Source organism: Larkinella sp. VNQ87 (assembly GCF_049445795.1).
Classification (GTDB): Bacteria; Bacteroidota; Bacteroidia; order Cytophagales; family Spirosomataceae; genus Larkinella.
Genome location: NZ_JBMSDT010000016.1, coordinates 1 through 26610 on the forward strand (window position 1 = coordinate 1; position 26610 = coordinate 26610).

Below are 26610 nucleotides of genomic sequence, written 5' to 3' on the forward strand. Positions count from 1 at the left end.
CACGGACCGCCGGGCGGCCCCGTTCAGTCCGTGTTTTGGGAGTTTATTCCATCTAATTGGTCATACCAACTCACACGGACTGAACGGGGCCGCCCGGCGGTCCGTGGGTACGTTAGCGGAACGTGTAAACCGGAAACGCTTCGCCCTCCGCGAACTCCGTCTGGTCCGGCGGCAGTTCCATAAAACCGTCGCAGCGGAGCAGGTTGGCGTAGTCAGCAGAGCCGCTGCCGGGCAAGGGTTCGGCTAGCCAGATTCCTTCGGAATTTACGGATAAACTGACCGAAAGGAAATAGGTTAGCTTCGGGGCAAACGAAATTTTTCGGACCAGCCGTGCCACGGGGGGCGGAGCAATCGGCAGGCCCAACGACGTTTGTAGCCAGGGGAGCAGATACCGATACGCGCACAAAAAGGTAGAAACCGGATTGCCGGGCAGGCCAAAAACGACTTTACCCGCTTCAGAAGCGCCAAACCAGAGCGGTTTTCCGGGTCGCTGCGCCACTTGATGAAACTGTTGCCGCACGCCCAGCCGCGCCATCACACCGGGTACAAAATCCGCTTTTCCGGCCGAAACGCCCCCACTCAGCACCAGCGCATCAAACTCCGCCAGCAGCGTTTTCAGGGCGGTTTCCATCGCGTCGGCGTCGTCGGGCAAATGCAGCAGGGCGGTTTCGGCCCCGGCGCTTTCCAGGACGGTTTGCAGCAAATACGTATTCGACCGGCGAATCTGGTACGGCTCCGGCGTTTCGGCCACATCGACCAATTCGTCGCCCGTCGAAATCAGGGCAATTCGCGGTCGCTGGCTGACCCGCACGGTGGCTTTTCCGACCGATGCGGCCACGGCCATCTCGGCGGGGCCTAAGCGGGTTCCGGCCGGAACCAGTTCCTCGTGCTGCCGCCGATCTGTCGCCCGACGATGCACGTTCTGGCCCGGTTGGACCGTATCAAGCTGAATTTCAGCCACTCCGTCGGAAATCTGAATGTCCTCATACCGAATGACCGAATCCGTTCCGGTTGGCAGCATGGCGCCGGTCATGACTTCCAGACAAGCCGTTTCGTCGGTCAGCGTCTGGGCGGGTTGTCCGGCAAACTGCGCACCGGCCACCCGAAACCGCCGTTGGCCGTCCGCCCAGGAAGCGTACGCAATCGCGATTCCATCCATAGAAACGCGGTCGAACGGCGGCAGGTCACGGTCGGCAGCCAAGGGTTCATGCAAAACCCGTCCGGTAGCCTGCGTCAGCGGAATGGCTTCGGCGGCTACGGCCAGCGGGTGGTTCAAAACAATCGAGTAAGCGTCGGAAACGGAAATCATCGGTCTGGTTTTAAACGAATGGATTGACAAAAAAAGGCGGATTGCGGAGAATTTACCCGAAACTTAGTAAAAACTCCGCAACCCGCACTGCAATCAGAAACCACACCTTAGTCTTCGATCAGGATGCCCATTTTTCCAATCCGGAAATCCCGGTAAGCTTCCATCACTTCAATTTCACTGTTCATCACAAACGGCCCCTGCGCCACGATTTTCTCGCCACTCGGTTCGCCCGACATCAACAGGACGCGTGTGTCTTCGAGTGCTTCGAGGGTCAGGCCGTCGCCGTCGTTTTCGGGCACGACCATGTACCGGGCCTGCACGTCGGTTTGTTCACCAACGCGGAGTTTGCCGTCCAGCAAATACACAAACGCGTTGTGGCTGGCTGGCAGCGGCAGGTAAATTTTGCCACCGGTTTTCAGGTGCAGGGTTGCCGAATTAATCGGCGTAAAGGTCGGAATCGGCCCTTTTACGCCTAGCAGTTCCCCCGAAACTACGTTGACCGTCACCAAGCCGTCCTCGCTGACAAACGAAGGCGTTTCTTCCTTTAACAGCGGGTAATAGGAGGGCTGGTCTTTTTTATGCGCCATCGGCGTATTGACCCACATCTGAATGATTTCCAGCTCGTCAGACAAGGGCCGTTCGCTGTGCATGATGCCCAGACCGGCGTTCATCCACTGCGTACCGCCTTCGTAAACACTGCGGTCGTTGCCCCGGCTGTCGCGGTGCCGAATACCGCCCTTGAACACGAACGTCACCGGCGAAAAGCCCCGGTGTGGGTGCGGGCCCACGCCCGCGTGATCGGGATTTTCGTTCTCTTTCAGAAAACTATGCCCGTGATGCAGCAGGACGAACGGGTCGAGGTAACTCAGCCGGGAGGAAGGCAGCGGCTGACGAACCCGGAGTTCACCCATGCTCATCAACGGCGCGGGGATCAATTGCTGAATGGTGCGTTCAGTTTTCATGGCGATGTAATTTAAGGTATAAACATTTAATGTATATACATTAATTATAAAAAATTAGTTCATGTTCTTACCTGCGCTTAGCTTAGCTTAGCTTCCGGTTTCAATAGTGCTAAAGAGATAAACCGGGTCGCTTTTCGAAGCTACTAGCTGATTTACAGTTAGTTATTGAGGATGCTGGTTAATCACTATCTCCGTCGTTGGTGCCAGCAGCGGCACACCGACAAGAAACGTATGCTCATCGTAGCGGATTGTGACGGGCGAGTGGGCGAGGAGTTTGTACTTGATCATGATGTTCTGCAAACCGATCTGGTTGGAGGGAACGGCGACCTTCTTTTTCTGGATGTTGTTCTCCACGAAGAGATGGCCTTCCTCGGTATAAAGCCTGATCGTCAGCGGTCTACTGACGGCGATGATGTTGTGTTTGATGGCGTTTTCGAGCAGAATCTGGAGCGTCAGGGGCGGAATCAGGTAGGTCAGGTAATGCGGCTCGATCTGGGTTTCCAGAAAAATACCGTCGCCGTACCGGGTTTTGAGCAGATGAAAGTACGCCATGATGAAGTTCACCTCATCGGTAAGCGGGCACAGGTCGCGGTTGTTTTGCTGGAGTAAATACCGGTACACCGACGACAGTTCATCGACAAACCGTTCGGCCTGGTCGGTATCACTCGTGATGAGCGACGAGAGCGAATTGAGGTTGTTGAACAGAAAATGGGGGTTGATCTGGGTTTTGAGTGAATCGAGCTGGCTTTGCAGGTTCACTTTCTTCAATTCCTGCGCTTCCGTGTACGTGATTTTCCAGCGCTGATAGAGGTAAACGCCTTCGTAGTAGGCGGCAATCTGAACGGTGCCGACTACCGACACGAGAGTATTAAAAAAATACGGTTTGAAGAGCAGCGACTCCTCCGAGGGCCAGATTCCGATCAGTTCGTAGAAAAACGTTTGCGTAATCCGAATCAGGCTGGCGAAGAAGACAAACCAGCTTAACTGGTACACAATCCGGCGCAGGGTTTGGGTCAGTTCCGGATATTTTCGGCGGGATAAAATGATGCCCCAGCGGTTGGTTTCCCAGACCAGCACACTGCCCAGAATGAAGAAAAATGGGATGCGCCAATCGTCCGGATACGGCACATTCGTATACCCGTACATGGTCCACTGCCCGATCAGCGCCAGCAGCGGAACGCCAACCAGGCGCATCCAGGTATCATTCAGCTTCTGCATTTATCGTCCGATCCACGCTTTGAACGCCCGAGTCCGGTCACGGCTGACCAGGATGTCATGGACCAGCCCGCCGGAATCCAGATCCAGTTTGAGTTGGCCGTTAAGGTAAGCATGAATTTGCGAAACCGCCCCGATTTCGACGATAAACTGGTCGTTGATGCGAAAAAACCGCTGCGGTTCCAGCGATTCTTCCAGCACGTCGAGCGAGTAATCGACGATGTAGCGGTTTCGGTCCCGGCCGTACAGATAAGTCACCCCTTCTTTGGCGTAGAAAAACCGGATGTCGGCGGCATCGACCGAGACCAACTGCTGTTGCTGACGGGCCAGAAACTGGCTGCGGAACTCCGGTTTTCGGCTTTTTTTTCGCAAATCTTCCACCAGTTCGCCGATGTCGGTCGAGGTAATGGTCGGTAGGTTATGGTCTGGGAGAGAAGCCAGCACCCGTTCCAGTTCGTCTTTCTTAATCGGCTTGAGCAGGTAGGTGAAGCGGTTACTCTGGAACGACCGGACCGCAAATTCGTCGTAGGAGGTCGTGAACACAACCGGACATTCGATCGAAACCTGCTGAAAAATCTCAAAGCTTTGTCCGTCAGAGAGTTCGATGTCCATCAAAACCAGGTCGGGTGACGGGTTGGTTCGAAGCCAGTTAACGGTCGATTCGATGCCGTCGGTTACGCTCACCACCTGCGAAGCGGTTTTAAGCTGGGCCAATAGCGTAACCAGCTTCCGGACCGCCAACGGTTCGTCTTCCACGATCAGAATTTGTATCATTTCATTGTGCGTAAAAAATAGCTGAAAAACGGGTTTTGCCGGGAAGATGCAAGTTAAAAAATCCGTGAACTGTTTTATTTGCCGGGTGAACTGGTAGCTTGGCGGTTTGAACTGTCATCGACTTATTTCGAGGGATGTTTGGGAAAACAGGAGCGTTCTGAGGGGGGCTGAGTGTGCATCTACGGCGAAGGTTCGCTAAATTTTTTCGAAGAATCCGCTTTTGTCGCACAAAAAATAAGAACAAACTGTTACCGGATTAGAACTAAATTTGCAGCGAAGCTATTTCGATAATGCAATTTTCAAGGCACTTCTCATCAGCCGTACAAACGCAGCAAACCGACCAGTCGATTTGGCAGGCGGCTGTGCTGGCGGGCTTTCCCGCAGCGCTCTGGCGGTTGCCCAACCAAACCGCGCGGGAATTGATTATCGATGCATCCGGAACGGTATCGACCGTGTCGATGGAACTGGAGGAACTGCCGATGGGGTTTGCGGTTAGTCCGTTCCTGAATCCGGAAACAGAACAAACCTTATTTCTAAAAGCGGATTTCTACTGGCGTTTCGACGAAAACGGTACCATCCTGGAAACCCACCACAAGCTTTCGGCGGATCATCCGGCGTCCGGCGCTCTGTTTAAAACCGCCCGGTCGGACGAACAATTGCAAGCCCGCCCGACGGTGCAGGTCGTGCAGCCTCCGGACGAACAGCAGAAGCAATTTGAAGAAAGCGTCAGCCGGGCCATTCGCCGGATGGAACGGAACCAATTTCGAAAGGTGGTGTTATCGCGGACCAAAACCGTGCGGTTCGATGAGCAGCCGGATATTCCATCCTTGTTCAACCGACTCTGCCAGGCTTATCCGACGGCCTTCGTTTCGGCGGTTTACCTGCCCGACCGCAACCAGGTCTGGATTGGTGCGACGCCTGAGCGGCTGGTCAGTGTCGACGGAGCCGGTATTTTTCGCACGGTGGCCCTGGCCGGAACGCAATCGGCGTTCGATTCGGAAGGCCGGCCCAAGCGCCCCGCTGATGCGCCCTGGACGCAGAAAGAAATTGAAGAACAGGCCCTCGTTGGCCGCTATATTATCGGGTGTTTCAAGAAAATCCGGGTGCGCGAATACCTCGAGGAAGGCCCCCGGACAGTGGTGGCCGGGAATCTCATGCACCTGCGGTCGGATTACTCCGTCGATACACGAACCGTGAACTTCCCGCAACTGGGCACCGTGATGCTGCGGCTTTTGCACCCCACCTCGGCGGTCTGCGGCATGCCGCGCGAAGCCGCCCAGGAATTCATATTGGCCAACGAAACCCACCAACGGGAACTGTACAGCGGATTTCTCGGCCCGGTCAATCTCTACCGAACCGAGGGAGCCGAAACGCATATTTTCGTTAACCTGCGCTGCATGAAGCTCGAAGGTACCGAAGGCACCCTATACGCCGGAGCCGGTATCACCGAAGACTCCGTCCCCGCCAAGGAATGGCGTGAAACCGAAATGAAGTGCGACACACTCCTTTCTTTATTGAGTTAAGAATTAAGAGTTAAGAGTTATGAGTTGCTTCGCGACTAGCGAATGCGTCAGCCAACTCATAACTCTTAATTCTTAATTCTTAACTCATAACTCTTCATTCCCTCGCTCCTTCCGCCGGATCATTCGGGGCGCGGTGTTCTTCCGTGGTGCGGTTGGCCTGGGCGCTTTCGGCGGGTGGTTCCGAATCCTGGTCGTGATAGGTTTCCACCGATTCTTCTTCAGGTTGTTTGTTTTCTTCAGGTTCCATCGTTCGTCAGAATTTAAGGCTGGTTATAAAATGGATGGGGCCGTTGGCCGGTTTTGCCGATGATTAGACCTCATCCTCGTCTTCCTCATCAACCGGATCTTCGTCGTCATCGTCGGTGATGGTGAGTTCTTCTTCGTCGTATTCTTCGTCGTCTTCATCGGGGCCGGTTGGCATCGATGCCGAGCCACCGTAACCACTGGTAGGCATGTTTTCGGGGTATTCAGCGTCGGCCGTGCGGTCGGTTGCCGTCGCAACAGGGCTGTTTGGGAGTGCCATGACAAGACAGGTTTGAGTGGAAAATACCACTAAAACGCGGCCTGGCGGAGAAGGTTTGAAAGATTTGTGCCCTTTGACGGAATGGGATAGTCCTTTTCACTGTAGTAACCTGTATTTAGTTATATTTACTTGGCGATCAATTCCTTGCGTAATGTACCGGACCGTAGTTGCCTGCTTGATACAATTTAGCCTTCTTGCGCACGCCATCCAGGGACAAACTGGAATGGGATCGGAGAATCGCAGCCAGTGGGAATCGCTAAAACGCCTGCCCATTACCGAAACTTCCTTTCGGGCAGCTTGTGACCTGATGCAGACTACCGCCCGAACCGATATCAACCGCAGTTATGGAATGTTGGCGGAGTACGTGCCGCTGGTACGAAAAACCCGCAACCGGCACTGGGTGCATATCCTGCTGATGGGCTGGGCACGGGCTAAATCGTCGATGGTTTTTTCAAAAGAGGGCGAATTACTGTACCAGCAGGCGCGTGAAAATGCCGGCCCTCATACCCGGTTTTTCCGGGAAGCCCTTGTCGGAACAGCCCTGATGTACGGTGAATGGGGGCGGGAGGAGGAATTCAGAAAGTACCTGACGCTGGGCGAACGGGAATGCCAACAGGCGAAAGATTGGGAAAATCTGTCGTTCATCTACACCTTCATGACCAATTTGTATTTGGATGATACGGCCAGAGTGCAGCAATACTTTGCAAAAGCCATCCGGTTGGCGACTAGTTTACCCGATAAAAACGCTTTGTTTACAGCCCGATACAACCGGGCCGTGCGTTTCTACCAAAACAGTCCGCAACGGCAAGTCACCGAATTTGAGTCACTCCTGGAACTGGCGAAAGATTCGAGCCTGAACCGATATCCCCGAAAATTGTACGAACGGACCGCCTTTACGTTCCGAAACGCCGGGCCGAGCGTATACTACCAGTTGATGCAGATCAATTTGCTGCTTACTGACTACGAAAACGCCTGGAAGTTTGCCGAGCTTTTTTATAACGCCACCGTCAAGCCCAATCCGGCGAGCATTCAGGCGGCTTATTTCAACGCGGAAATTGCGGTTGTCAAAGCGTACCAGAACGATCTGGCGACCGCCCGAACTTACCTGGATCGGAGCCGACATCTGTTTGGGGTAAAGGAAGACCAGATTCCGTATGCGGGTTATTTCACGGCGGCTGGTTTGCTGGCCGAGAAGGCAGGAGAGTATAAAAAAGCGTTGGGGTACTACGGGATGGTCAGGAAATTCGGGGGAGCGAATACCGGGCTAAATTTGTTGCCAAACGATATTTATTACGCCCATGCGCTGGTATTGAATGGCCAGTTGGACCAGGCTGGTCGGATTTTTGAAACGTTTCGGCCGACCATCAGCAACCGGGAATATACGGCGGCCGGTTATTACTACTATAAACAGTATGCCGGTTTTCTGAAAGCGAAAGGCGATTATCTCGGCTACAGTACGGCCCTCAATCACTTTTACGCCATCAAAGATTCGTTGACAAATCTGAATCAATACCGGGCGATCCAGGAAATTTTGGCGAAGGTTCGGATTCGGGATAAAGAACAGCAAATCAGTCGCCTGAACGCCGAGGGGCTGGCACGAGACCGCGAAATCCGGCGGGAACGCGGTTTTTATGCAGTCGTAATCGGCCTGGCTGTTCTCATCATCGTGTTGCTGGTTTTATACCTGAGAAATCGTCAGATTCGAAGCCGGCAGCAGGAGGCTTTACAGAAGAGTCAGTTGGAACAGCTTGAAAAACAGCGTCATATTGAACTGATGGAAGGAATCATGCAAGCGGAAGAAAAGCAACGCCATCAGATCGCCGATCAATTGCACCACGAAGTAAACGCGATGCTGGCGCTGGCAACGATCAACATTTCGTCGGCTCTCGAGAAGGGCATTACTCATGATCGGACCGAACAGAAGTTATACAAAACCCAGGAGGTGCTGACGTCTGTTTCGACGACGATCCGGGGGCTGAGCCACCAGTTGATGCCCTTAAATCTCGAGCGGTATGGCTTTCGGAAAGCCATTGAAGAATTGGCCGAAACCGTAAATCTGGCCGGTAAAATTAAACTGGAAACCGTGATCATCGGGTTTGAAAACCCGCAACGATATTCTATTTCGTTGCTGAACGACGTCTACCGGATTATCCTGGAATTGGTCCAAAACATTTTGAAACACGCAAAGACGAATTACGCTTTGATCGAGGTAATCGAACACGAGCATACCCTTTCCGTTATGGTCGAAGATGAAGGCATTGGGATCGACGAAGCAGCGATCGATCATGGCAAGGGCCTCCGGGAACTGAAAGCCAAGGTGGCGTATTTGAACGGTCAGTTGGAAATCAAACGGAAGGCCGACCGAGGAACAATCGTTGTGCTGGAGATTCCTACTTAAATGCCTGACTATGAGGATGCCGATTCGCGTTCTGATTGCCGATGACCACCCGTTGCTAGTCGATGGGCTGGTATCGGTGCTGGAAGAAATGGACGATGTCCGGGTGGTCGAGCCGGTTTTCAACGGCCGTCAATTGATTGATCGGCTCAGGACGCAGGAAGTCGACATCATTCTGCTGGATTTGAATATGCCTTATCCGGACGGAATTGACTCCCTCAAAATCATAAAAAAAGATTTCCCACACCTGAAAGTTATTATCTTCACCAGCTACGACCAACCCCAATTAAAGAAGGAAATCCAAGTGTTGGGCGCAGACGGTTATTTGCTGAAAACGAGCAATTCCGGCACGCTGAAGAACGCCATTCGGACACTGGCGGAAGGCCGGACCTGGTTTCCTGAATCAGCCCACACGGACGTTTCAGAACCCCGGATACAGGCAGATGATTTTGCCCGAAAATACCAGATTACCAAACGGGAAACTGAGATTATCCGGATGATTGCACAAGGGCTGACCACCCGGCAAATCAGCGACCGGCTGTATGTCAGCGAGTTTACCATTAACGCTCACCGTCGGAACATCTGCCGTAAACTCAACATCTACACCCCTGTTGGGCTGCTCAACTTTGCCAGGGAACAGGGGCTGGTTTAACTCTCTACCGGCAAGTCGAGTTCTTCGATCCTTTCTTCCGGGCGCACCGGTGCGCACCATGCTGTGAAAATGGTTAGCACTAACTATTCCGATCTGCACTCCGAATCGGAAAATTTGGTCGTTCAATTTTAGGGCCACTCTCCATCAACGCATTCCCTTATGAAACCGAAGGCGGTATTCACCGAATACGTCCATGCTACGGACATCCGGCGTTTTCCGACGGATTCATAACGCCTTATCCTTGTAAACGTTCGTGCTATGAGAACAGTCGACTTCCTTCTTTCAGGTCTGAAAACCGTACGGCTCATCCGGGCAGGCTTCAGTACCGTCTTAGTCAGCATCTGGGCGATTGTGTCGGTAGCGGCCCAGCCTTCGGTATCTCTGGCTACCTGGCGGATCGATGTAGGACTTTCACTGGCAAAACCCGTCTGGAGTTTCGGGTCATTCCACTCGGTTGGCTTTGGAATTGATGCCAGCGCAACTCGTCCGGTATCAGTCTTAGAAAATCTGTATGTAGGTGGGCGGCTGAATTACACGCATTTTCTGGCCCGGAAAGAAACAGCCTATTTTTTTTCAACCGGAGAAGCGGCCAACCTGGTCAGCGTGCTCGGGGAGGCTCATTATGTACACCAGGATAAATACGTGATCGGCGGTAATTTGGGACTTGGGCTGCGCTTTCCGTCGTTCTTTGGTTCCAGCGGTTTTGCCCGCGCCGGGTATATCGGCTACCAATTACCGGTCAATAACCGGATACTGACCGTGGCTCTGTACCTGAGTCGAACCACGTTTGCCACCCATGCCTTTGGGTTGCGCGGAAATATCCGGTTGTAAATGAAGCGGCTCTTTCAAGGCTGGATGCTATTCTACAGTCTGTGCGTATCAACGATCGTATCCGGTCAGGACGTTCGTTGGATTGATTCTACGGCTCCCCCCCAAAAAAGGGCAGCTTTCTATGGCACCATCGCGCTCCACGGAGTGGCTGCAACGGGTTCCTGGCTAGCCCTGTACCAGTCCTGGTATGCCGATTATCCCAGGCAGGCGTTTCAGTCTGCCAACGACTGGAATGATTGGAATCAAATGGATAAGCTGGGCCACCTCTGGACGGCTTACTCACTCGCCCGTCTGTCGTCGTCGACCTGGAAGTCGGCGGGAGTGAGTACACCGAAAGCCGATCTGATCGGGTCCCTTTCGGCCTTCGGCTATCAAAGTCTGATTGAAGTGGCAGACGGTTTTTCGGCCAACTGGGGCTTCAGTTGGAGTGATTTTGTGACTAACCTGATGGGGGTGAACCTCTATCTCGCTCAACAGACCGCTTGGCACCAGCAACGGCTCCAGCTCAAAGTGATGGCCTATAAACCGTATCCATACGAAAGGAGATTGGAAGGGCGCGCCGATCAGCTACTTGGGCGTGGCCTTCTGAATCGACTTTTGAACGATTATAACGTACAAACCTACTGGATCAGCGCGAATATCCGGGCGTTTGTTCCCAAAAGCCGTCTTCCGGCCTGGCTAGGCTTTTCCCTGGGATACGGCTCCCGGCTGATGCTGGGCCGACGTGAAAACCGCTGGCTGAGCCCGACGGGCGATCCGATGGATCGATCCGATATTGCCCGCTACCGCCGTTTTTTTATAGCGCCTAGTGTTGATCTGACGACCATCCGAACCCGAAGTCGATTCGTTCGGTCGGTATTTCTGCTGCTAAATACCCTGCAATTACCCAGCCCGGCCCTGGAATTTTCGACGCAGGGTAAAATCAGAGGGCACCTTCTGTTGTTGAACTGACTCGAACCGCGTTTAAAAGCTGCCCCCCAGCGCTTTCAGCAATGCGACGGTATATGACGCCTGCTGACCTTGTAACACCACCAGTTGCCGTTCGGAATCCAGAACCGTCCGCTGGGCGTCGAGCACTTCCAGGAACGTGGTCAGCCCTTTCACGTAAAGTTCGCGGTTAAGTCGCTCGGTATACCGGGCCGATTCGAGGGCCGTGTTCTGGGCGTCGATCTGCTGACGGGTCGTTTGCAGGTTGTCGAGGGCGGTTTCAGCCTCGCGCTGGGCGGTCAGCAACCGTTGCTGATAGGCGACATCGGCGGTGCGGTATTGCTGCTTAGCCAACGCGATGGTTTGCTGGTTTCGTTTGCCCTCAAAAATAGGCACGCTGGCGTTGATCCCGAGCAGGTACGTCATGCTGGCCGGGAAAAACAGGTTGCCGATCCGGCCGGTCAGCGTTCCGCCATTACCGACCAGGTTGATGCGCGGGTACAAAGCGGCCTGATTCACCTGAATCTGGACATTAGCGATCTGCGTCTGTTGTTCGGCCTGCAACAAATCGGGCCGACGGCGAAGCTGGTCGGCGGTAATCGTGGCGAAGGGCAAGGCCGGAAAACCGGTTCCCAGCCGACCGGGCGAGAGCGAAAACGTGGCCGGGTTCTGTCCGCAGAGTGCCCCCAGGCCGTTGACGAGCTCGGTCCGGCTGCGTTCCAGGCCCAGCAGCAGCACCCGGACGTTGGCCAGGTCGGTTTCGGCCCGCTTGGCGTCGATTTCGTTGGTCAGACCAGCCTGAAACCGGGCGCGGATGATCGAGATGGTTGAGTCGCGCAGGCTGATGTTCCGGCGCACGACGGTCTGTTCGCTGTCATTGGCCCGAATCAGGTAATACAACCGGGCAATTTCCGAAGCAACAACCAGTTGCGTGATCTGCACATCCGACTCCGACACCTGCCGTTGCAGATCGGTAAGCTGCACGTTGCTCCGAATCCGCCGGAACAGATCGACCTCATAACTGGCGTCGATGGGCAGAATCTGAAACGTGTTGAGCTGAATCCGGGGGAGCCGTTCGCTGGCGACCGGAACGGCAACCGGGCGGTATTCCGATAAACTTTGTGTGGTGATATTCAGGCTGCTGCGGATGGACGGAGACAGAAACGACTGCGCCACCCGAACCCGAATCCGGGCTTCTTCCACCCGGTTGACGGCCACCCGGACATCGGGGTTGTTGGTCAAGCCTACGTCAATCAGCGAATCGAGGGTCTGATCCCGAAAAACCGCCCAGCCGCTGCGCACGGGATTGGGCATGGCAACCGCACCGCCCGACGAACTTCCGGACGAAGCCGCTGGCTGCGCCCACGTGGCTGTTACACTCAACAAAAGAACCGCAATGCGACAATAAACTGATTTTCTCATACTTTCTGTTTTGGGGCCGAGCTTTGACCCTGCAATTTAATCCGAACCTGCTGCCCGTCTTTCAGCCGGTCGTTGGGGTTGGTGACAACCTGCTCCTGACCCTGCAGACCCGACAACACTTCAAGTGTAGTGCCGTAATCCCGGCCCAGCGTAATGGGCTGAAACCGTAGCACCCGGTTGGGCTGAACCACCACAATGCGCGGACCTTCGGAAGTAACCAGCAGGGTGTTGGCCGGAATCAAAACCGGCGGCTGGATAGCCTTCAGATTGAATTTTACCTGCCCGTATAAACCCGATACCAGTTCCTGACGGTGGTTCGGGATGGCGACTTCGGCCAGCAACGTCCGGGATTCCGTGCGGAGCGTGCCCGAGGTCCGGACGACTTTCCCGGTAAAGGTTTTGCTCAGTTCCGGTACGCTAACCGTGGCCGTCATGCCTACTTTGATCAGTTGGTAATACGTTTGTGGTACATCGACATAGACCCGCAGCGTGTCCAGTTGCGAGAGGGTATACATCGGCATCGCGCCCCCGGTCGACACCAGGTTACCCACCTCGGCATTTCGGGCGGTGATGATTCCGTTGAACGGTGCCCGAATTTCCTGAAGGGCTTTCAGGGCTTCCAGTCGGCGGAGGTTAGCCTGGTTCATTTCGTAGGTAGCCTGCCGGTTGTCCAGATCCTGCTGCGAAATCGCGCCGGGCAAACTGACACTCTTCAGCCGGTCGAGGTTCGATTGGGCCAGCCGGACATCGGCCCGGGCGCGGATCAGTTCCTGGTCCAGTTCGGGCGCTTCGACTGTCGCCAGCAGTTGGCCGCTGCGAACCGTGGTGCCAATATCGACCAGCCGTCGTTTCAGAAACCCCTGCGTGCGGGCGTACACCGGCGTTTCGCGAAAGGGCATAATCTGGCCCGGAAGGACCAAACCCGTGCTGTCGCTCGAGCGGGCTACGGTGGTGACGGTCACCAGTTCCTGCCGGTTTTTCTGCTCATCAGCTTCCGCGCGCAGCTCCTGCGTATTTCGCATGCGGGGCAAAATACCGATAAAAACAAAGACTAAAACTAGGCTCAAAGGTACGAACCAAATCCAGATGCGTCGCATGTATGAAACGTATTCAGTTTACGGTTTTACGGTATTCGGTTTTCCATTTATGGAATTCAGTTTTCGATATTCAGTATTCATTGTTGGCAATTGGCTACCGAAAACCGCACCCTATTTTTTCTTTCCGGCCAGATAGCTGAACACCACCGGCACAAACAGCAGCGTAGTAAACGTCGCCAGCAGCAAACCGCCGATGACCGCCCGACCCAGGGGGGCGTTTTGTTCTCCACCTTCGCCCAGACCCAGCGACATCGGTAACATCCCGATGATCATGGCAATGGCCGTCATCAGAATGGGCCGCAACCGGGTTCGTCCGGCTTCCAGAGCCGCTTCCAGGGCGTTGAAATTTACCTCCGGCAAGTGATCTTTGGCAAAGCTGACCAGCAAAATACTGTTAGCTGTGGCGACACCGACGCTCATGATCGCACCCATCAGCGACGGGATGCTGAACGTCGTATGGGTCAGAAACAATAGCCAGACCATGCCACAGAGCGCCCCCGGCAAAGCCGTAATGATAATGAACGGATAGCGGAACGACTGAAAATTGACCACCATCAGCAGATAGACCAGGACGGCCGCAAAGACAATGCCGAGACCAAGACGCGAAAAGGCGCTGTTCATACTCTCCACCTGACCCCGAATTACGATCTGGTTACCCGGTTTTAGTTGCGGACGGTATTCGGCCAGGATTTTTTCGATCTGGTTGGAAACCGAGCCCAGATCGGTCCGCTCGACGGAGGCATAAATATCGTACGTCGGTTGGGTGTTGACGCGGTTGATGATCACCGGCGTCAGCTTGCGTTCGACCCGGGTCACGTTGCTCAGCAACTGGGGTGTCGACCGGTTTTGACTGACGGCCAGCGGGGTTTGCAGCACCTTGTCGAGTGTGTTCAGCCGGTACGGGGGCGTCTGCACGGCGATCAGGTACGGAAAACCGGTTTGCGGATCGGGCCAGAAGTTGGGCGTTACCTGCGCCGTGCCGCTCATCGAAATCATGAGGTTGGTCGCAATTTTCTGCTCGTTCAACCCGAGTTGCCCGGCCCGTTCCCGGTCGACGTTGACGAACAATTCCGGCGCATCGAGCACCTGGTGGAGATGCACGTCTACTGCGCCCGGCACCTGAGCGATTCGTTGCAATACCCCCCGGGCAATTTTGAGGTTATTTCCCCGGTCGAAGCCCATCACTTGCACGTCGATAGGCGCCGTTAAGCCAAAGTTCAGAATCTGGCTGACAATGTCGGCGGGTTGGAAGAAAAAGGTTACGTCGGGCAACTCTTCCCGGAAAACCTGCCGCAGTTTGCGAATGTAGTCCTGCGTTGGGCGGCTTTTATCCTCGTTCAGCGACACGAGCAATTCGGCGTCGGCAGCACTGATCGAAGAGTTGTCCGAGAAAATAAAGTTATACCGTTCGCTGGTCAGGCCGATGTTGCTGATGATGGAGCCCACTTCCTGCCCCGGAATGACCTCGCGAACCAGCGCTTCGGTGCGGGCGGCAATGCGTTCGGTTTCTTCCAGCCGACTCCCCGCCGGGGCGCGCAGGTGTAACCGGAATTGCCCGGCATCGACACTGGGGAAAAAATCACGACCGATGAACGGCACCATCGCTGCGGTAAGCAGTACGACAAACACGAAAACCGCCAGAACCGACCGGCGGTGACTCAACGCCCATTCCAGCCCGCTCAGGTAGCGGTTTTGTAACCGATCGAACTCCCGGTTGAAACGGGCGTGCAGGCTGTTGTCAACCTTTCCTGAAGCAGGCTGCGCATGTGTTTCGTTCCGCAGCATCAAATCGGCCATCATCGGCACCAGCGTTCGGGAAAGAATATACGACGCCAGCATGGCAAACACGACCGCCAGCGCCAGCGGCCCGAACAGAAACCGGGCTGGCCCTTCCAGGAACAGGACGGAAACAAAAACGATGCAGATCGTCAGGGTAGCCACCAGCGTGGGCGTGGCGATTTGCTGCGCACCGTCCAGAATGGCCTGCCGGAGCGGTAAGCCCAGTTCTTCGTTGCGGTGAATGTTTTCGATGGTCACCGTGGCGTCGTCGACCAGAATCCCGATCGCCAACGCCAGTCCGCCGAGGGTCATGATGTTCAGCGTTTCGCCCATCAGATACAATACAGTCAGCGAGGTCAAAATCGAAAGCGGAATCGAAACCGCGACGATGAGCGTACTGCGCCAACTGCCTAGAAACAGCAGAATCATGGCCGCCGTCAGCAGAGCCGCAATCAGGCCCTCGACCACCACGCCGTGAATGGACGCCCGGACAAAAACCGACTGGTCGAACAGCCCAACGATTTTGAGGTTGCTCGGGGCCGCAGCCCGCAGGGTTGGAATGATTTCGTTCTGGATTTTATCGACAATGGCCGTGGTCGACGCATTACCAATCTTGACGATGCTCATCAACACACCCCGACCGCCATCCTGTTTGACCACGTTCGTTTGAATGGATGAACCGTCGTGGACGTTGGCCACATCGCGCATGTGAATCGTGACGCCGTTGACCACTTTGACCGGAATGTCGTTCAGCGACTCGATCACGTCGGGTTTGGTATTCAGCCGGACGGTGTATTCGCGCTCGGCCAGGCGCAACTGCCCGCTGGGCAGCGTCAGGTTTTGGGCCGAAACCGCATTGACCACCTCTTCGGGCGTCACGCCCCGCGAGATCATTAAATCCGGGTCAAGGTCGACCATGATTTGGCGCGATTTCCCCCCGAACGGTTGCGATAAACGGCTGCCCTGCACCGTGGAAATCTGCGGCCGAATGCGGGTGACGCCGTAGTCGGTAATCTGCGATTCGGTCAGGCTGTCGCTCGAAAGGCCCAGTTGTAAAACCGGTACGTCGGTAGCGTTATACCGGACAATCAGCGGGGGTTGCGTACCGGGCGGCATCCGGACGCGGATGGTCTGGGCAATGGCTGTCACCTGGGCCATGGCTTCCTCGATCTTGACCGTAGGCTGAAAATAAACCTTCAAAACCGCCGTTCCGTTGTAGGTCTGCGATTCCAGCCGCTGAATATCACTGACGTTGTTGATGATGGAGGTTTCGCTAAAATTCGTGATCATCTTCTCCATCTCGTTGGTCGACAGGCCCGTATAACCCCAGATCACCGACACCACCGGAATGTTGATGCGCGGAAAAATATCAGTTGGCATCTGGATGATGGACACAACGCCCATGATCAGAATCAGTAAGCCCATTACGGCAATGGTATACTTTTTCTCAAGCGCTAAACGGACAATCCACATGGCCTAACGTCAGGAAAAGCAGGAATGAAAACAGACTAAAAATGGGATAAATCGAAGGCGAGATGGCGCGGAATGGAATTGTTTTAAGAACAGCAATCGATTTTGAAAAGGTTTCTACAACCCGATAGATTTATGTAAATTCTTCATTTCCTCGTACCCACGGACTTTAGTCTGTGATTTAATGCTAACCTTTCGAATAGATTGGCACTATCACGGACTAAAGTCCGTGGGTACTATTTATTCTGCAAGGCAGTGGGCCGGACGGTCGGAACGGTGGGGGCCGGGCGTTCGGCGGGTGTGGTCGGGGTAGGAACGCCGGGGCGGGGTGCTTCGGGCGCGGGGCCAAACAACCGGTTGAACGACCGGGTATACTGAATACTCATGCCGCCCCCGGTCGTCAGCGTGCCGTAGGTAGTGGTGTTGAAGGCACCAAGCTGGTTCTGGTTGCGGTTGTACATTTTCAGCCGCAATTGACCGTCGGGCGAAAGCCAGTATTCGAGCGTCCATTCACCGAGTAGGCTGGCCACGCTGGTCTGGTTCTGGCCGTAGGTAAAACCGCCGTCGCGGCTGATCCGGAACCGGTCGTTGAAGCGGTACGAAAACCGGAACTGGAGGTTGTTGACCATGTTCTGATCCAGGCCGTTCAACGAAACGCCGATATCCAGATTTTTGTCCAAATTCGACGCCAGACGGCTGATCTGGTTGGAAATTAATTCGCTGAGGCTGTTGGTCAAACCCGTCCCGACCATGTTGTTGTTGGCCGAGGCCGGATCGATCAGGCCGATGCCTTCGCCCGGAGCCAACTGGCTGAACAATAAAATGCTGCTTACCTGCCGCCCTAATTCCTGATCGTTGCTTTTCAGCCGGGATTCAAAAGCCGCCACGGCCTGCCGAAAATCCGGCTGCTGCGGGTATTCTTTCACTTTCAGGTCGTACGAGATTTCCGGTTGCAGCAGCCGTCCGTTCAGGTTAATCAGCAGGTCCACCGGATACCGGCGGTTGCGGTCGGGGTTGTTCGAGCTGTTGGTGGTATACGATTGCAGAATCGGAGCCAGCGACGCATACTGGGTGTAGGCGGTTTTTACGTCGACCATTGCTTCATAGGGGTCGCCGGTCCAGGTGATGCGGCTGTTGGGCAACATCTGAAACCGTTTGTTGATGACGTTTTCGAACGTGAATGTGTATTCGCCCTGCTGGATTTCGTAGGCCCCGGTCATCGTAAAATCGCCTTTCGTATCGATCCGCATGGCGAGCTGGCCGGTGCCATAGGCTTTGATGATGTCGCCGGTTTGCCGGTCAAGCTGAATTTCGCAGTACGCATCGGGCGTAATCGACAGGTTGAAATCCATTCGAATTCCCGATAGATCGACCACCGGTTCATTCGGTTTGCTAGTGCTGTCGCGTTGGGCCGGGTTGACGTTGATAAACCGGATCACTTCTTCCTGCGAAACCGTAGCCGCCTGATCGAGCGGGATGAAAATCCGGGTGCCTTTGTTGCTGGTCACGTTGGCCCGGATCGCCAGGTTGTCAAACGGCCCTTCAATGCTAGCCCGGCCGCTGGCGACGGCGGTGCCGTAAAAGTCCTCGTTGTCCTTCAGGGTCGTGTTCATGATCTTGAAGTTTTTCATGTCGAGGATATTCAGGTCGACGGTGAAATACTTGAAACCGTCGTGGAAAATCCCGCCGTTCAGCGTCGCCCGGCCACCGTTCAGGTCGTTCAGCACCATGTTTCGGGCAACGATTTCGTTGGGGCCAAAATGGATTTTATCCGAAAAACCGATGTCGGCTTTCAGGTAGTCGAGCGTCAGCCGACCGTTGGTTACGTCGACCGTTCCGTCCAGAATCGGATTGGCGGCCGGTCCTTTAATCGTCACGGTGCCGGTGGCCGAACCGCCAATGTTCGTCGCGATGCCCCGTAGAAAGGGTTCCAGGATTCGCAGGTCGGTTCCGTCCATAACGGCTTTCAGATCGAGCGGATTATTGGCGGATTTCGCCGGGGAATACACGCCGGTGATGGCCAGCACTTCGCGGTCGAGCCGACGAATCCGTGTGTCCAGATTAATCCGGTTTGATTGGTCGAGGGTGCTGCGGTTGATGATATTGCCAATCAGGAAGTCGTTGTATTTCAGAGAATCGATCGTAATGTTCCCATCGAGCAGAGGCAATCCGTACAGCCCGCGAACGGCCACTTTGCCGTTGGCAACGCCGGAAATCCGGGTGTTAAAAACCGGGTTGAGGGTCGACAGCAGGAAGTTTTTGGTTTCGACCTGGAGCGTTTCCAGGGAATCCGTCGAAACTCTGCCGCTGAGGGCAATCAGTTGATTTCGGTTGGATACCGCCAGGTTTCGAATGGTAACTTCCGGCCCGACAATCCGGATCAGGTTCTCGGGCGAAAGTGTCCAGGTACTGTCGAGCAGCCGAAACCGGGAATTCCGGAGTTCAATATCGATGGCATCGCCTTTGAACGTCAGCGATCCGCCCAGATCGGCGCGGTTCGTGCTTTTCTGCTGTTGCAGGCTGGTCGTAAAATCGATGTGGTTGACATCCCAGGAAGCCTCCGCCTGCAGATTTTCGGTGGCCGCCAATGAGCCGAACTGCTGTTGGACCGAGTTGATAATCAGCGACGCCAGCACCTCCGGGGAGTTGACAAACTTCGAGGTGTTCAGATCAACCGTGCTTTTGTAAAAATTGTACTGGTCAAATTTGAGCGTATCGATGGCCCCGTTGACGGTCAATAAGGAGGTTTGATCTACTCCGAAGCGACCTTCCAGCCGGGTGTTGGGCGATACGTACAACGACGGATATACCAGCGCCAGCAGGGGCTGTGAATTCTTGAGCAGAAAAGCGTAATCGATGTTGTAAGGCACAACCGGCACCGGTTTGCGAAGTTTCTGCTGGTAGTAGGCGGCCATTCCGGCGGCATTCCCAGCAAAATTCAGGCGGTATTCTTTCGCAATCCGGTTCAGGTCGTCGGCTACCTGTGTCAATTGAAAATTTCCTTTCAGGTCCGCATCGAGATAATCCGAATTGACCGAAATCGAGCGCACACTGTCGGTGACCGACGAAGACAGAAACAGCGTATCGAGCACCAGACTGCGCTTCCGATAGGTCACGGCGGTATTCAGCAAGCGGGCGTTTCCGACCAGTTCGTTGAGCGTATTGCCTTCCAGTTTGACGTCCAGATCGCTCCGGACTTGCAGGCTGTCGTCCAACAGCCGGGTTGCCAGAAAGTCGGCTTTCTGCACCGAACCGCGCACGTCGAAGAGGTTTTTCCGGCCCCGCAGGTCGAATTCTCCGTTCAAATTGAACGCCAGGTTGGTATCCTGCACGCTGACCGCCCCCCTGAAAAAAGATTGTTGCAGGTTGCCCCGAACCGTCAGGTTCTGGTAGTTGTACTGCCGGAAACCGACGCGGCTAAACCGGGCGTTCAAATCAAGCGAGCCATCTTTGATCGTCAGGCCCCGGCCTTCAAACTGTCCCTGCCCGTCGATGCGCTGTACCAGGTCGGGCTGGTCGATTAGGGCACCGACATTGACATCGCTGAGTTTCAGATTGCCCCGGTATGTCGTTGCCTTGTCGCCGTTGAGGTGCAGCGCCAGGTCGCCCGACACCGAGCCGATGCCAGTCCGAAACGTCCCAACGGTTTTGAAGTCGATAAACCGCCCGGCGTAGGTGGCCGCAAAGTTGACGACGCCGAGTTTGGCCGCAATGCGGTTGAACGCTGAATCCGAATAGTAGGGACGCAGGTCGAGTAGGTTGACCTCGGAAGGTTTAAACCGGAAATCGACCACCGTATTGACATCCGTATCGGGTAAGCCCTTGAACGACAGGTCCCCCACGAGACGGCTTCGGCGGTTTTGCCCAAACCGGATGTCGGCGTTGGTGACTTTAAAATTCCGGATATAACCCACGTAGTCGCCCGATGCCTGGGCGACGTCGAAGTTCGTATCAAAATAGGAGGTAAACGGTGCCAGGTCCTGCGCCCGGACGACGGCATTGCGCAGGTTGGCCCGCATAATCACCTCGTCGTTAAACTCGTTGAAGGCCGAAAAGCTATCGTACGAAAACACCAGCCGGTTTTGCACCGTGGAGCCGTTGATGCGGGCCAACAGGTCGTCCAGCCGCATTTCCTTGGCGCAATAGAGAAATTTCGTGTCGAGCCGGTGAATGCGCAGATCGGCCTGTTTTTCAACCCCTTTCATCCGTTTGATGTCCACGGCAATGGTGTCACCGAGCAACAGAAAATCTTTCAGGTTGGCGCTTAAGTTGTTGACGATAAAGTGGTTGTAGTCAAACCGCCGACCGCTCATAGTCGGTTTCCGCATGTCGTGGTACGTAAACTTTCCGTCGATGAGCGTGGCTTTTCCGATCGTGAACGGGATGTTCTGGTTGGCAATCGACGGTTTGGTGGTGTCGCGGGTCATTTCGTTGATCCGCGCCAAAAAATCGTCCATATTCAGGTTACCGGTTTTGGCGTCTTTCACCAGCACCACGTCGGGTTGGTACAGCAGGACTTCGTCGAGGTGAATGTCGCGGTCGGCGTTGTTGATCAGCTCTTCGAGGGCCAGCGTCACCTCCAGCCGGCCCACGCTGATCATCGGTTTCAGGTCGCGGTTCCGGATCGTCACCTCCTCCAGCGTGAGCGAATTGACCCAGACGTTCGGAAGCGAGAAGTTGATGGCAATCCGTTGAATATCAACCGGGAAAAGTAGCTTTTCGGAAACCCGTTTAGCCGCATAACGGACCAGTTTAGTTTGTATGGCCGGTATTTGCAGACTGACGCCCACCATCCCGACGACCAGCAGCACCACCAGCACGGTGTAGAGCAGGGTCTTGAGGAGTATGGTGAAGAAGGAACGCATCAGGGATGAATGAACAATGAATAATTAAAAATGAAGAAGGAACGTCTGGAGCGAGGGACTACCGGACGGCAAATCAGGCGCTCTGGAATTGATATTCATTCTTCATTGTTCATTATTCATTACTTTCGGGATTCATTAAAGTTGAAAAATGACCATTCTGGCTATTGAATCTTCCTGCGACGAGACGTCGGCTGCTGTTTGTGTTAACGGAAAAATACAATCCAATGTTGTAGCTACCCAGCTAATCCACGAACAATATGGTGGTGTGGTGCCTGAACTGGCTTCACGGGTACACCAGCAGCGAATTGTACCCGTTGTAGAACGGGCCTTACAGGAAGCAAACATACAAAAAAACGCGCTAACTGCCGTTGCTTTTACCCGCGGACCGGGCTTGCTGGGCTCGTTGCTGGTCGGTACGTCCTTTGCGAAGGCCCTGGCCTTGGCGTTGGACATTCCGCTCATCGAAGTTCACCACATGCAGGCCCACGTACTGGCCCATTTTATCGATGAACACCACGCGCCCCGGTTTCCGTTCCTGTGCCTGACCGTTAGCGGGGGGCATACGCAGATTGTGCTGGTTCAGGATCACCTGGAGATGAAAATTATCGGACAGACGCAGGACGATGCCGTGGGCGAAGCCTTCGACAAAACCGCCAAGCTTCTCGATTTGCCCTATCCGGGTGGTCCGCTCATCGACCGGTACGCTAAACAGGGCAATCCAACGGCGTTTGCCTTCCCGGAGGTTGAAATGCCGGGGCTGGATTATTCGTTCAGCGGAATAAAAACCGCCTTTCTGTATTTTCTGCAAAAGCAGACCAGAGCCAATCCAGACTTTGTTGCCCAGCATTTGCCGGACATCTGCGCCAGCATTCAACACACGCTGATCAAAATTCTGCTGACCAAACTCCGGAAAGCCGCCCGGCAAACCGGCATCCGGGAGATTGCGCTGGCGGGCGGAGTATCGGCCAATTCGGGCTTGCGGGCTTCACTAGCCACAATGGGGCAGGAGGAAGGCTGGAACGTCTACATTCCGAAGTTTGAATACTGCACCGATAACGCGGCCATGATTGCCATGGCGGCTCATTTTAAATTTCTGAAGGGCGAATTTACCTCGCAGGAGGTTAGCCCGCTGCCCCGCTGGTAAAATTGGTGGGCGATCAGTCGACGGCGATGCGTACCTTTGCCGCATGAACGCACCTATCCTGAAAGAAATCCGAATTTATCCCATCAAATCGCTGGGCGGAATTTCGCTGTCGGAAGCCGTGGTCGAGCGGAAAGGCTTTCGCTACGACCGGCGCTGGATGCTGGTCCGGCCCGACGGCGTGTTCCTGACCCAGCGCGAAAATACCGTCATGGCGCTGGTCGAGGTGGAACTGACCGACCGGCATCTGCGCGTTTACCACCGTCACCGCCCCGACGATGTGCTCGAAATTCCGCTCGACCAGACGACCGACGAAGCTCTCACGGCCTATGTCTGGGACAATCAGGCCGTTGAATCGCGGGTGGTCAGTGCCGAAGCCGATGCCTGGTTCAGTCGCCTGCTCGGTTTTCCGTGCCGCCTGGTGTACATGCCCGAAACCTCCCTTCGTCCGGTCGATCCGAACTATGCCCAACCCGACGACGTGGTCAGCTTTGCCGACGGTTTTCCGTACCTGGTGATCAGTACGGGTTCGTTGGACGAGCTGAATCGCCGGATCGGAGAGCCGCTCGAAATGATCCGGTTTCGGCCCAACCTGGTGGTGGAAGGCGTTGGTCCGCACGATGAAGATACCTGGTACCGGTTTCAGATCGGCGGGTTGTCGTTTCTGGGCGTGAAACCCTGCGCCCGCTGCGTGCTGACGACCATCGATCCCGAAACCAGCCAGAAAGGAAAAGAACCGTTGAAAACCCTGGCGACTTACCGGCGTTTAGACAGTAAAATCTATTTTGGTCAGAATGTGCTGGCTGAAACCGGGGGCCTCCTGCGCGTCGGTGAGCCGGTGATCCTACTGGAGCGACGGCCCGCCCGCGTTCCGTTTTCTTAACTATTCTTTTCTCGTCCACTGGTCGATGGAACGAGAATTACTTTTTATGAACGTGAAATCGTTTTTGCAAAAAGCGCATTACCTCAGCCTGGATGTGGTGATCGGAGCGGTGTTGTCGCATATCCTGGTGGCGCGTCTGCCCAACGGGCGTCAACCGGTCGACTGGGCCACCACTATTCTGCTGGGAATTTGTGTGTTTATTATTTATACTGCCGATCGCCTGTACGACGTACAGAAGGGCCTGCCGACGCGTGCCACGCTACCCCCCCGGCACCGGTTTCACGCCGAAAACCGTCCGGTTTTGCTGAAGGTTTTGCTGGGGTTGGTGGCGGTTTGCCTCATTCTGGTGTTCTGGCTTCCCAAAAGTGTCATCTGGTTTGGCTTGGCGCTGGGGTTGGCGTCGGGCGGATATGTCTGGGCGGTTTCGCGTCTGCCGGTTTCCAACCAGAAACTGGTCTGGAAAGAACCGGTGGTGACGGTGCTTTATACGGTGGGCGTTTGGGGAAGCTCGTGGGCGCAAAAACCGGTCCTTGGGTGGTCTGAAATCGGGCTGGGGCTGTTGTTTCTGCTGATTGTGTTCCAGAACCTGCTGCTGTTTTCGGTCATGGAAACCTACGAGTTTCCGCATGGTTCGTTTTCGCTGGCGACGCTCTGGGGCGTCGATCGCAGCGATGTGGTGCTGCGGACGCTGACGGGGGTAATCACGGTGTTGGCGTTGGTCATTTTCTTTCTGGCCGATGACCGGTTTGCGCAACGGGCGGCCGTTATTGAAGGGCTGATGAGTGCGGTTTTGTACGCCATCCAGCGCTATCCGAACCGGTTTTTGAAAAACGAACGGTACCGCTGGATTGGCGATGGCGTGTTCTGGTTACCGGTTTTGATACTTTAGGTTATTTCAACTGGTGGAATCTAAAGCTTTTACCGAAAGGATTTGACTCCATCATTTAGAACTGTAACTTGGAGGCCGATTCCAACACTCATCTGATTATGACAACCGCAATTGATTCTGCTACCCAGACTACCATCGACCACTGGCTGAACGGCAATTATGATTCTGATACCAAAGCGGAAATCCGCAAAATGCTGGATAATGGCGAAGCTTCCGAACTCATCGACTCTTTTTATAAAAACCTGGAATTTGGTACCGGGGGATTACGTGGGGTAATCGGCGTAGGCTCCAACCGCATGAATCGGTACACCGTCGGGGCGGCTACGCAGGGGCTGGCCAACTACCTGAATGCGGCTTTTCCGAACGAACCGATCAAGGTTGCGATTGCGCACGACAGTCGCCGGATGAGCCCGGAATTCGCCCGGATTGTGGCCGATATTTTTTCCGCCAATGGCATCGAAGTCTACCTGTTCAGCTCGCTGCGCCCGACGCCTGAACTTTCCTTTGCCATTCGCCAACTGGGTTGCCAGAGCGGAATTGTGGTGACAGCTTCACACAACCCGCCGGAATATAACGGGTACAAGGCCTACTGGAACGACGGCGGGCAGGTGGTGGCCCCCCACGATAAAAACATCATTACGGAAGTCAATAAAATTACGTCCATCGACGAAGTGAAATTTGACGGTGTTGCTGACAAAATTCATTTGATCGATGAAGAAATCGACAGCGTATACGTCGAACGGATCAAATCGAATTCAATCAATCCGGATGTCATTGCGCGGCAAAAAGACCTCAATATTGTCTACACGCCGATTCACGGCACCGGCATCACGCTGGTTCCGCGCGTGCTCGAAGCGCTCGGGTTTACGAATGTCAGCGTGGTGGAAGAACAGGCCAAACCGGATGGCAATTTTCCGACCGTCAAATCGCCGAATCCGGAAGAGCGCGAAGCCATGCGGCTGGCACTCGAAAAAGCCGAAGCCCTCAACGCCGACCTCGTCATGGCGACCGACCCGGATGCCGACCGCGTGGGCGCCGGAGCCCGCAACCACCACGGTGATTTTGAGTTGCTAAACGGCAACCAGATGGCCAGCCTGATTATTTACTACCTGCTGCAAGCCTGGCAGGACGCCGGAAAGCTGACCGGAAAAGAGTTTGTTGCGAAAACCATCGTGACCACCGACCTCATCGACAAGATGTGTGCGCAGTACGACGTGGCCTGTTACAACACGCTGACCGGGTTTAAATACATCGCGCAGATCATTCGCGAACTCGAAGGCCAGCAGCAGTTTATCGGCGGGGGCGAAGAAAGCTACGGCTACCTGATCGGTGATTTTGTGCGGGATAAAGACGCCATTGCGTCCTGCGCCATGATTGCCGAACTGACGGCCTACGCCAAGGACAAAGGCCTGAGCCTGTTTGATTTGCTGATGGAGATGTACCAGAAATTTGGCTTCTACTACGAAGGTCTGATTTCGCTGACCAAAAAAGGCAAAACCGGTGCGGAGGAAATTCAACAGATGATGGCCGATTTCCGGGCCAATCCGCCAGAAACCATCGCCGGGTCGGAAGTCGTGCGGGTCGATGATTACAAAAGCCTGGAGCGGACCGATTTGACGACAGGAAAGAAAACCGCCATCGAAGCCGGGAAAATGGGCATCGAGTCGTCGAACGTATTGCAATTCTTTACGGCCGACGGGACAAAAGTATCGGCCCGGCCATCGGGTACCGAACCGAAGATCAAGTTTTACGTCAGTGTGAATGAACCGCTGGAGAAAAAAGAAGATTTCGATGCGGTCTATGCCAAGTTAAAAGAGAAAGTACAGACCGTTGTTACCGATTTGAAGCTGTCGTAACCTATACGCCAAGCGTTACTTTCTTTGATTCTAAAAAGCCGAAACGATGTTTCGGCTTTTTTATTGTTATGTCAAGGAAATTTGAAATTATTTTTTA

Annotated in this window: 19 protein-coding genes; 9 read left to right on the forward strand and 10 right to left on the reverse strand. The window is 54.6% G+C overall.

Annotated elements, in window-relative coordinates; all coding sequences use genetic code 11:
• Positions 1-112: 112 nt before the first annotated feature.
• The 4 genes from ACO2Q8_RS24320 to ACO2Q8_RS24335 form a co-directional block, all read right to left on the reverse strand.
• Positions 113-1309, reverse strand: a complete 1197-nt coding sequence (locus tag ACO2Q8_RS24320) for a molybdopterin molybdotransferase MoeA (protein ID WP_423347482.1) — start codon at positions 1307-1309, stop codon at positions 113-115.
• A gap of 107 nt (positions 1310-1416) precedes the next feature.
• Positions 1417-2271 (reverse strand): pirin family protein, encoded by an 855-nt coding sequence (locus tag ACO2Q8_RS24325; RefSeq protein ID WP_423347483.1) that lies wholly within the window; start codon positions 2269-2271, stop codon positions 1417-1419.
• Between the two features lie 162 nt (positions 2272-2433).
• The gene (locus ACO2Q8_RS24330; RefSeq protein WP_423347484.1) at positions 2434-3489 is read right to left on the reverse strand and encodes a sensor histidine kinase; all 1056 of its coding nucleotides are present in this window, start codon (positions 3487-3489) and stop codon (positions 2434-2436) included.
• Entirely contained in the window at positions 3490-4260 is a 771-nt protein-coding gene (locus tag ACO2Q8_RS24335; RefSeq protein WP_423347485.1) for a LytR/AlgR family response regulator transcription factor, read from the reverse strand. It lies immediately after the preceding gene.
• A 290-nt stretch (positions 4261-4550) separates the two neighbouring features.
• On the opposite strand from ACO2Q8_RS24335, the gene ACO2Q8_RS24340 reads away from it, so the two are divergent.
• The gene (locus ACO2Q8_RS24340) at positions 4551-5783 is read left to right on the forward strand and encodes a chorismate-binding protein (protein WP_423347486.1); all 1233 of its coding nucleotides are present in this window, start codon (positions 4551-4553) and stop codon (positions 5781-5783) included.
• 94 nt (positions 5784-5877) lie between these two features.
• Here ACO2Q8_RS24340 and ACO2Q8_RS24345 read toward each other — a convergent pair whose 3' ends face one another.
• Complete coding sequence (locus ACO2Q8_RS24345; RefSeq protein ID WP_423347487.1) at positions 5878-6030, reverse strand: hypothetical protein; 153 nt, start codon at positions 6028-6030, stop codon at positions 5878-5880.
• A gap of 63 nt (positions 6031-6093) precedes the next feature.
• Positions 6094-6306: a hypothetical protein gene (locus tag ACO2Q8_RS24350; protein WP_423347488.1), complete on the reverse strand. Its 213-nt coding sequence runs from the start codon at positions 6304-6306 to the stop codon at positions 6094-6096.
• A gap of 223 nt (positions 6307-6529) precedes the next feature.
• On the opposite strand from ACO2Q8_RS24350, the gene ACO2Q8_RS24355 reads away from it, so the two are divergent.
• The 4 genes from ACO2Q8_RS24355 to ACO2Q8_RS24370 all read left to right on the forward strand — a co-directional run bounded on the left by ACO2Q8_RS24355 (position 6530) and on the right by ACO2Q8_RS24370 (position 11135).
• Complete coding sequence (locus tag ACO2Q8_RS24355; protein WP_423347489.1) at positions 6530-8704, forward strand: tetratricopeptide repeat-containing sensor histidine kinase; 2175 nt, start codon at positions 6530-6532, stop codon at positions 8702-8704.
• A 16-nt stretch (positions 8705-8720) separates the two neighbouring features.
• Positions 8721-9353, forward strand: coding sequence for a response regulator (locus tag ACO2Q8_RS24360; RefSeq protein ID WP_423347490.1), 633 nt, complete (start codon positions 8721-8723; stop codon positions 9351-9353).
• A 258-nt stretch (positions 9354-9611) separates the two neighbouring features.
• A complete protein-coding gene (locus tag ACO2Q8_RS24365; protein WP_423347491.1) occupies positions 9612-10184 on the forward strand; it encodes a hypothetical protein in 573 nt (190 codons plus the stop codon).
• Positions 10185-11135, forward strand: a complete 951-nt coding sequence (locus tag ACO2Q8_RS24370) for a DUF2279 domain-containing protein (protein ID WP_423347492.1) — start codon at positions 10185-10187, stop codon at positions 11133-11135.
• 12 nt (positions 11136-11147) lie between these two features.
• On the opposite strand, the gene ACO2Q8_RS24375 is transcribed toward ACO2Q8_RS24370, so the two are convergent.
• The 4 genes from ACO2Q8_RS24375 to ACO2Q8_RS24390 form a co-directional block, all read right to left on the reverse strand.
• Positions 11148-12533 carry an efflux transporter outer membrane subunit gene (locus ACO2Q8_RS24375; RefSeq protein WP_423347493.1) on the reverse strand — a complete coding sequence of 462 codons (1386 nt, stop codon included), beginning with the start codon at positions 12531-12533 and terminating at the stop codon, positions 11148-11150.
• Positions 12530-13555 carry an efflux RND transporter periplasmic adaptor subunit gene (locus tag ACO2Q8_RS24380; RefSeq protein WP_423347494.1) on the reverse strand — a complete coding sequence of 342 codons (1026 nt, stop codon included), beginning with the start codon at positions 13553-13555 and terminating at the stop codon, positions 12530-12532. Before ACO2Q8_RS24380 ends, ACO2Q8_RS24375 begins: the two co-directional genes overlap by 4 nt.
• A 186-nt stretch (positions 13556-13741) precedes the next feature.
• Positions 13742-16882, reverse strand: a complete 3141-nt coding sequence (locus ACO2Q8_RS24385) for an efflux RND transporter permease subunit (protein ID WP_423347495.1) — start codon at positions 16880-16882, stop codon at positions 13742-13744.
• A gap of 233 nt (positions 16883-17115) precedes the next feature.
• Complete coding sequence (locus tag ACO2Q8_RS24390) at positions 17116-21744, reverse strand: translocation/assembly module TamB domain-containing protein (protein WP_423347496.1); 4629 nt, start codon at positions 21742-21744, stop codon at positions 17116-17118.
• Between the two features lie 148 nt (positions 21745-21892).
• Here ACO2Q8_RS24390 and tsaD point away from each other — a divergent pair, with 148 nt between their 5' ends.
• The 4 genes from tsaD to ACO2Q8_RS24410 all read left to right on the forward strand — a co-directional run bounded on the left by tsaD (position 21893) and on the right by ACO2Q8_RS24410 (position 26513).
• Positions 21893-22888 (forward strand): tRNA (adenosine(37)-N6)-threonylcarbamoyltransferase complex transferase subunit TsaD, encoded by a 996-nt coding sequence (gene tsaD, locus ACO2Q8_RS24395; RefSeq protein WP_423347497.1) that lies wholly within the window; start codon positions 21893-21895, stop codon positions 22886-22888.
• A gap of 43 nt (positions 22889-22931) precedes the next feature.
• Entirely contained in the window at positions 22932-23768 is an 837-nt protein-coding gene (locus tag ACO2Q8_RS24400) for an MOSC domain-containing protein (RefSeq protein WP_423347498.1), read from the forward strand.
• 25 nt (positions 23769-23793) lie between these two features.
• Positions 23794-24657 carry a hypothetical protein gene (locus ACO2Q8_RS24405; protein ID WP_423347499.1) on the forward strand — a complete coding sequence of 288 codons (864 nt, stop codon included), beginning with the start codon at positions 23794-23796 and terminating at the stop codon, positions 24655-24657.
• Between the two features lie 98 nt (positions 24658-24755).
• Positions 24756-26513 (forward strand): phospho-sugar mutase, encoded by a 1758-nt coding sequence (locus ACO2Q8_RS24410; protein WP_423347500.1) that lies wholly within the window; start codon positions 24756-24758, stop codon positions 26511-26513.
• Positions 26514-26610 lie beyond the last annotated feature (97 nt).

Excerpts from the sequence above, each read along its gene's own strand:
- ACO2Q8_RS24345 (WP_423347487.1), bottom strand. The coding sequence starts at position 6,030 with ATGGAACCTGAAGAAAACAAACAACCTGAAGAAGAATCGGTGGAAACC.
- ACO2Q8_RS24350 (WP_423347488.1), bottom strand. The coding sequence starts at position 6,306 with ATGGCACTCCCAAACAGCCCTGTTGCGACGGCAACCGACCGCACGGCC.
- tsaD (WP_423347497.1), top strand. The coding sequence starts at position 21,893 with ATGACCATTCTGGCTATTGAATCTTCCTGCGACGAGACGTCGGCTGCT.
- ACO2Q8_RS24375 (WP_423347493.1), bottom strand. The coding sequence starts at position 12,533 with ATGAGAAAATCAGTTTATTGTCGCATTGCGGTTCTTTTGTTGAGTGTA.
- ACO2Q8_RS24330 (WP_423347484.1), bottom strand. The coding sequence starts at position 3,489 with ATGCAGAAGCTGAATGATACCTGGATGCGCCTGGTTGGCGTTCCGCTG.
- ACO2Q8_RS24370 (WP_423347492.1), top strand. The coding sequence starts at position 10,185 with ATGAAGCGGCTCTTTCAAGGCTGGATGCTATTCTACAGTCTGTGCGTA.
- ACO2Q8_RS24320 (WP_423347482.1), bottom strand. The coding sequence starts at position 1,309 with ATGATTTCCGTTTCCGACGCTTACTCGATTGTTTTGAACCACCCGCTG.
- ACO2Q8_RS24400 (WP_423347498.1), top strand. The coding sequence starts at position 22,932 with ATGAACGCACCTATCCTGAAAGAAATCCGAATTTATCCCATCAAATCG.
- ACO2Q8_RS24340 (WP_423347486.1), top strand. The coding sequence starts at position 4,551 with ATGCAATTTTCAAGGCACTTCTCATCAGCCGTACAAACGCAGCAAACC.
- ACO2Q8_RS24360 (WP_423347490.1), top strand. The coding sequence starts at position 8,721 with ATGCCGATTCGCGTTCTGATTGCCGATGACCACCCGTTGCTAGTCGAT.
- ACO2Q8_RS24380 (WP_423347494.1), bottom strand. The coding sequence starts at position 13,555 with ATGCGAAATACGCAGGAGCTGCGCGCGGAAGCTGATGAGCAGAAAAAC.
- ACO2Q8_RS24385 (WP_423347495.1), bottom strand. The coding sequence starts at position 16,882 with ATGTGGATTGTCCGTTTAGCGCTTGAGAAAAAGTATACCATTGCCGTA.
- ACO2Q8_RS24355 (WP_423347489.1), top strand. The coding sequence starts at position 6,530 with ATGGGATCGGAGAATCGCAGCCAGTGGGAATCGCTAAAACGCCTGCCC.
- ACO2Q8_RS24335 (WP_423347485.1), bottom strand. The coding sequence starts at position 4,260 with ATGATACAAATTCTGATCGTGGAAGACGAACCGTTGGCGGTCCGGAAG.
- ACO2Q8_RS24365 (WP_423347491.1), top strand. The coding sequence starts at position 9,612 with ATGAGAACAGTCGACTTCCTTCTTTCAGGTCTGAAAACCGTACGGCTC.
- ACO2Q8_RS24390 (WP_423347496.1), bottom strand. The coding sequence starts at position 21,744 with ATGCGTTCCTTCTTCACCATACTCCTCAAGACCCTGCTCTACACCGTG.
- ACO2Q8_RS24405 (WP_423347499.1), top strand. The coding sequence starts at position 23,794 with ATGGAACGAGAATTACTTTTTATGAACGTGAAATCGTTTTTGCAAAAA.
- ACO2Q8_RS24325 (WP_423347483.1), bottom strand. The coding sequence starts at position 2,271 with ATGAAAACTGAACGCACCATTCAGCAATTGATCCCCGCGCCGTTGATG.
- ACO2Q8_RS24410 (WP_423347500.1), top strand. The coding sequence starts at position 24,756 with ATGACAACCGCAATTGATTCTGCTACCCAGACTACCATCGACCACTGG.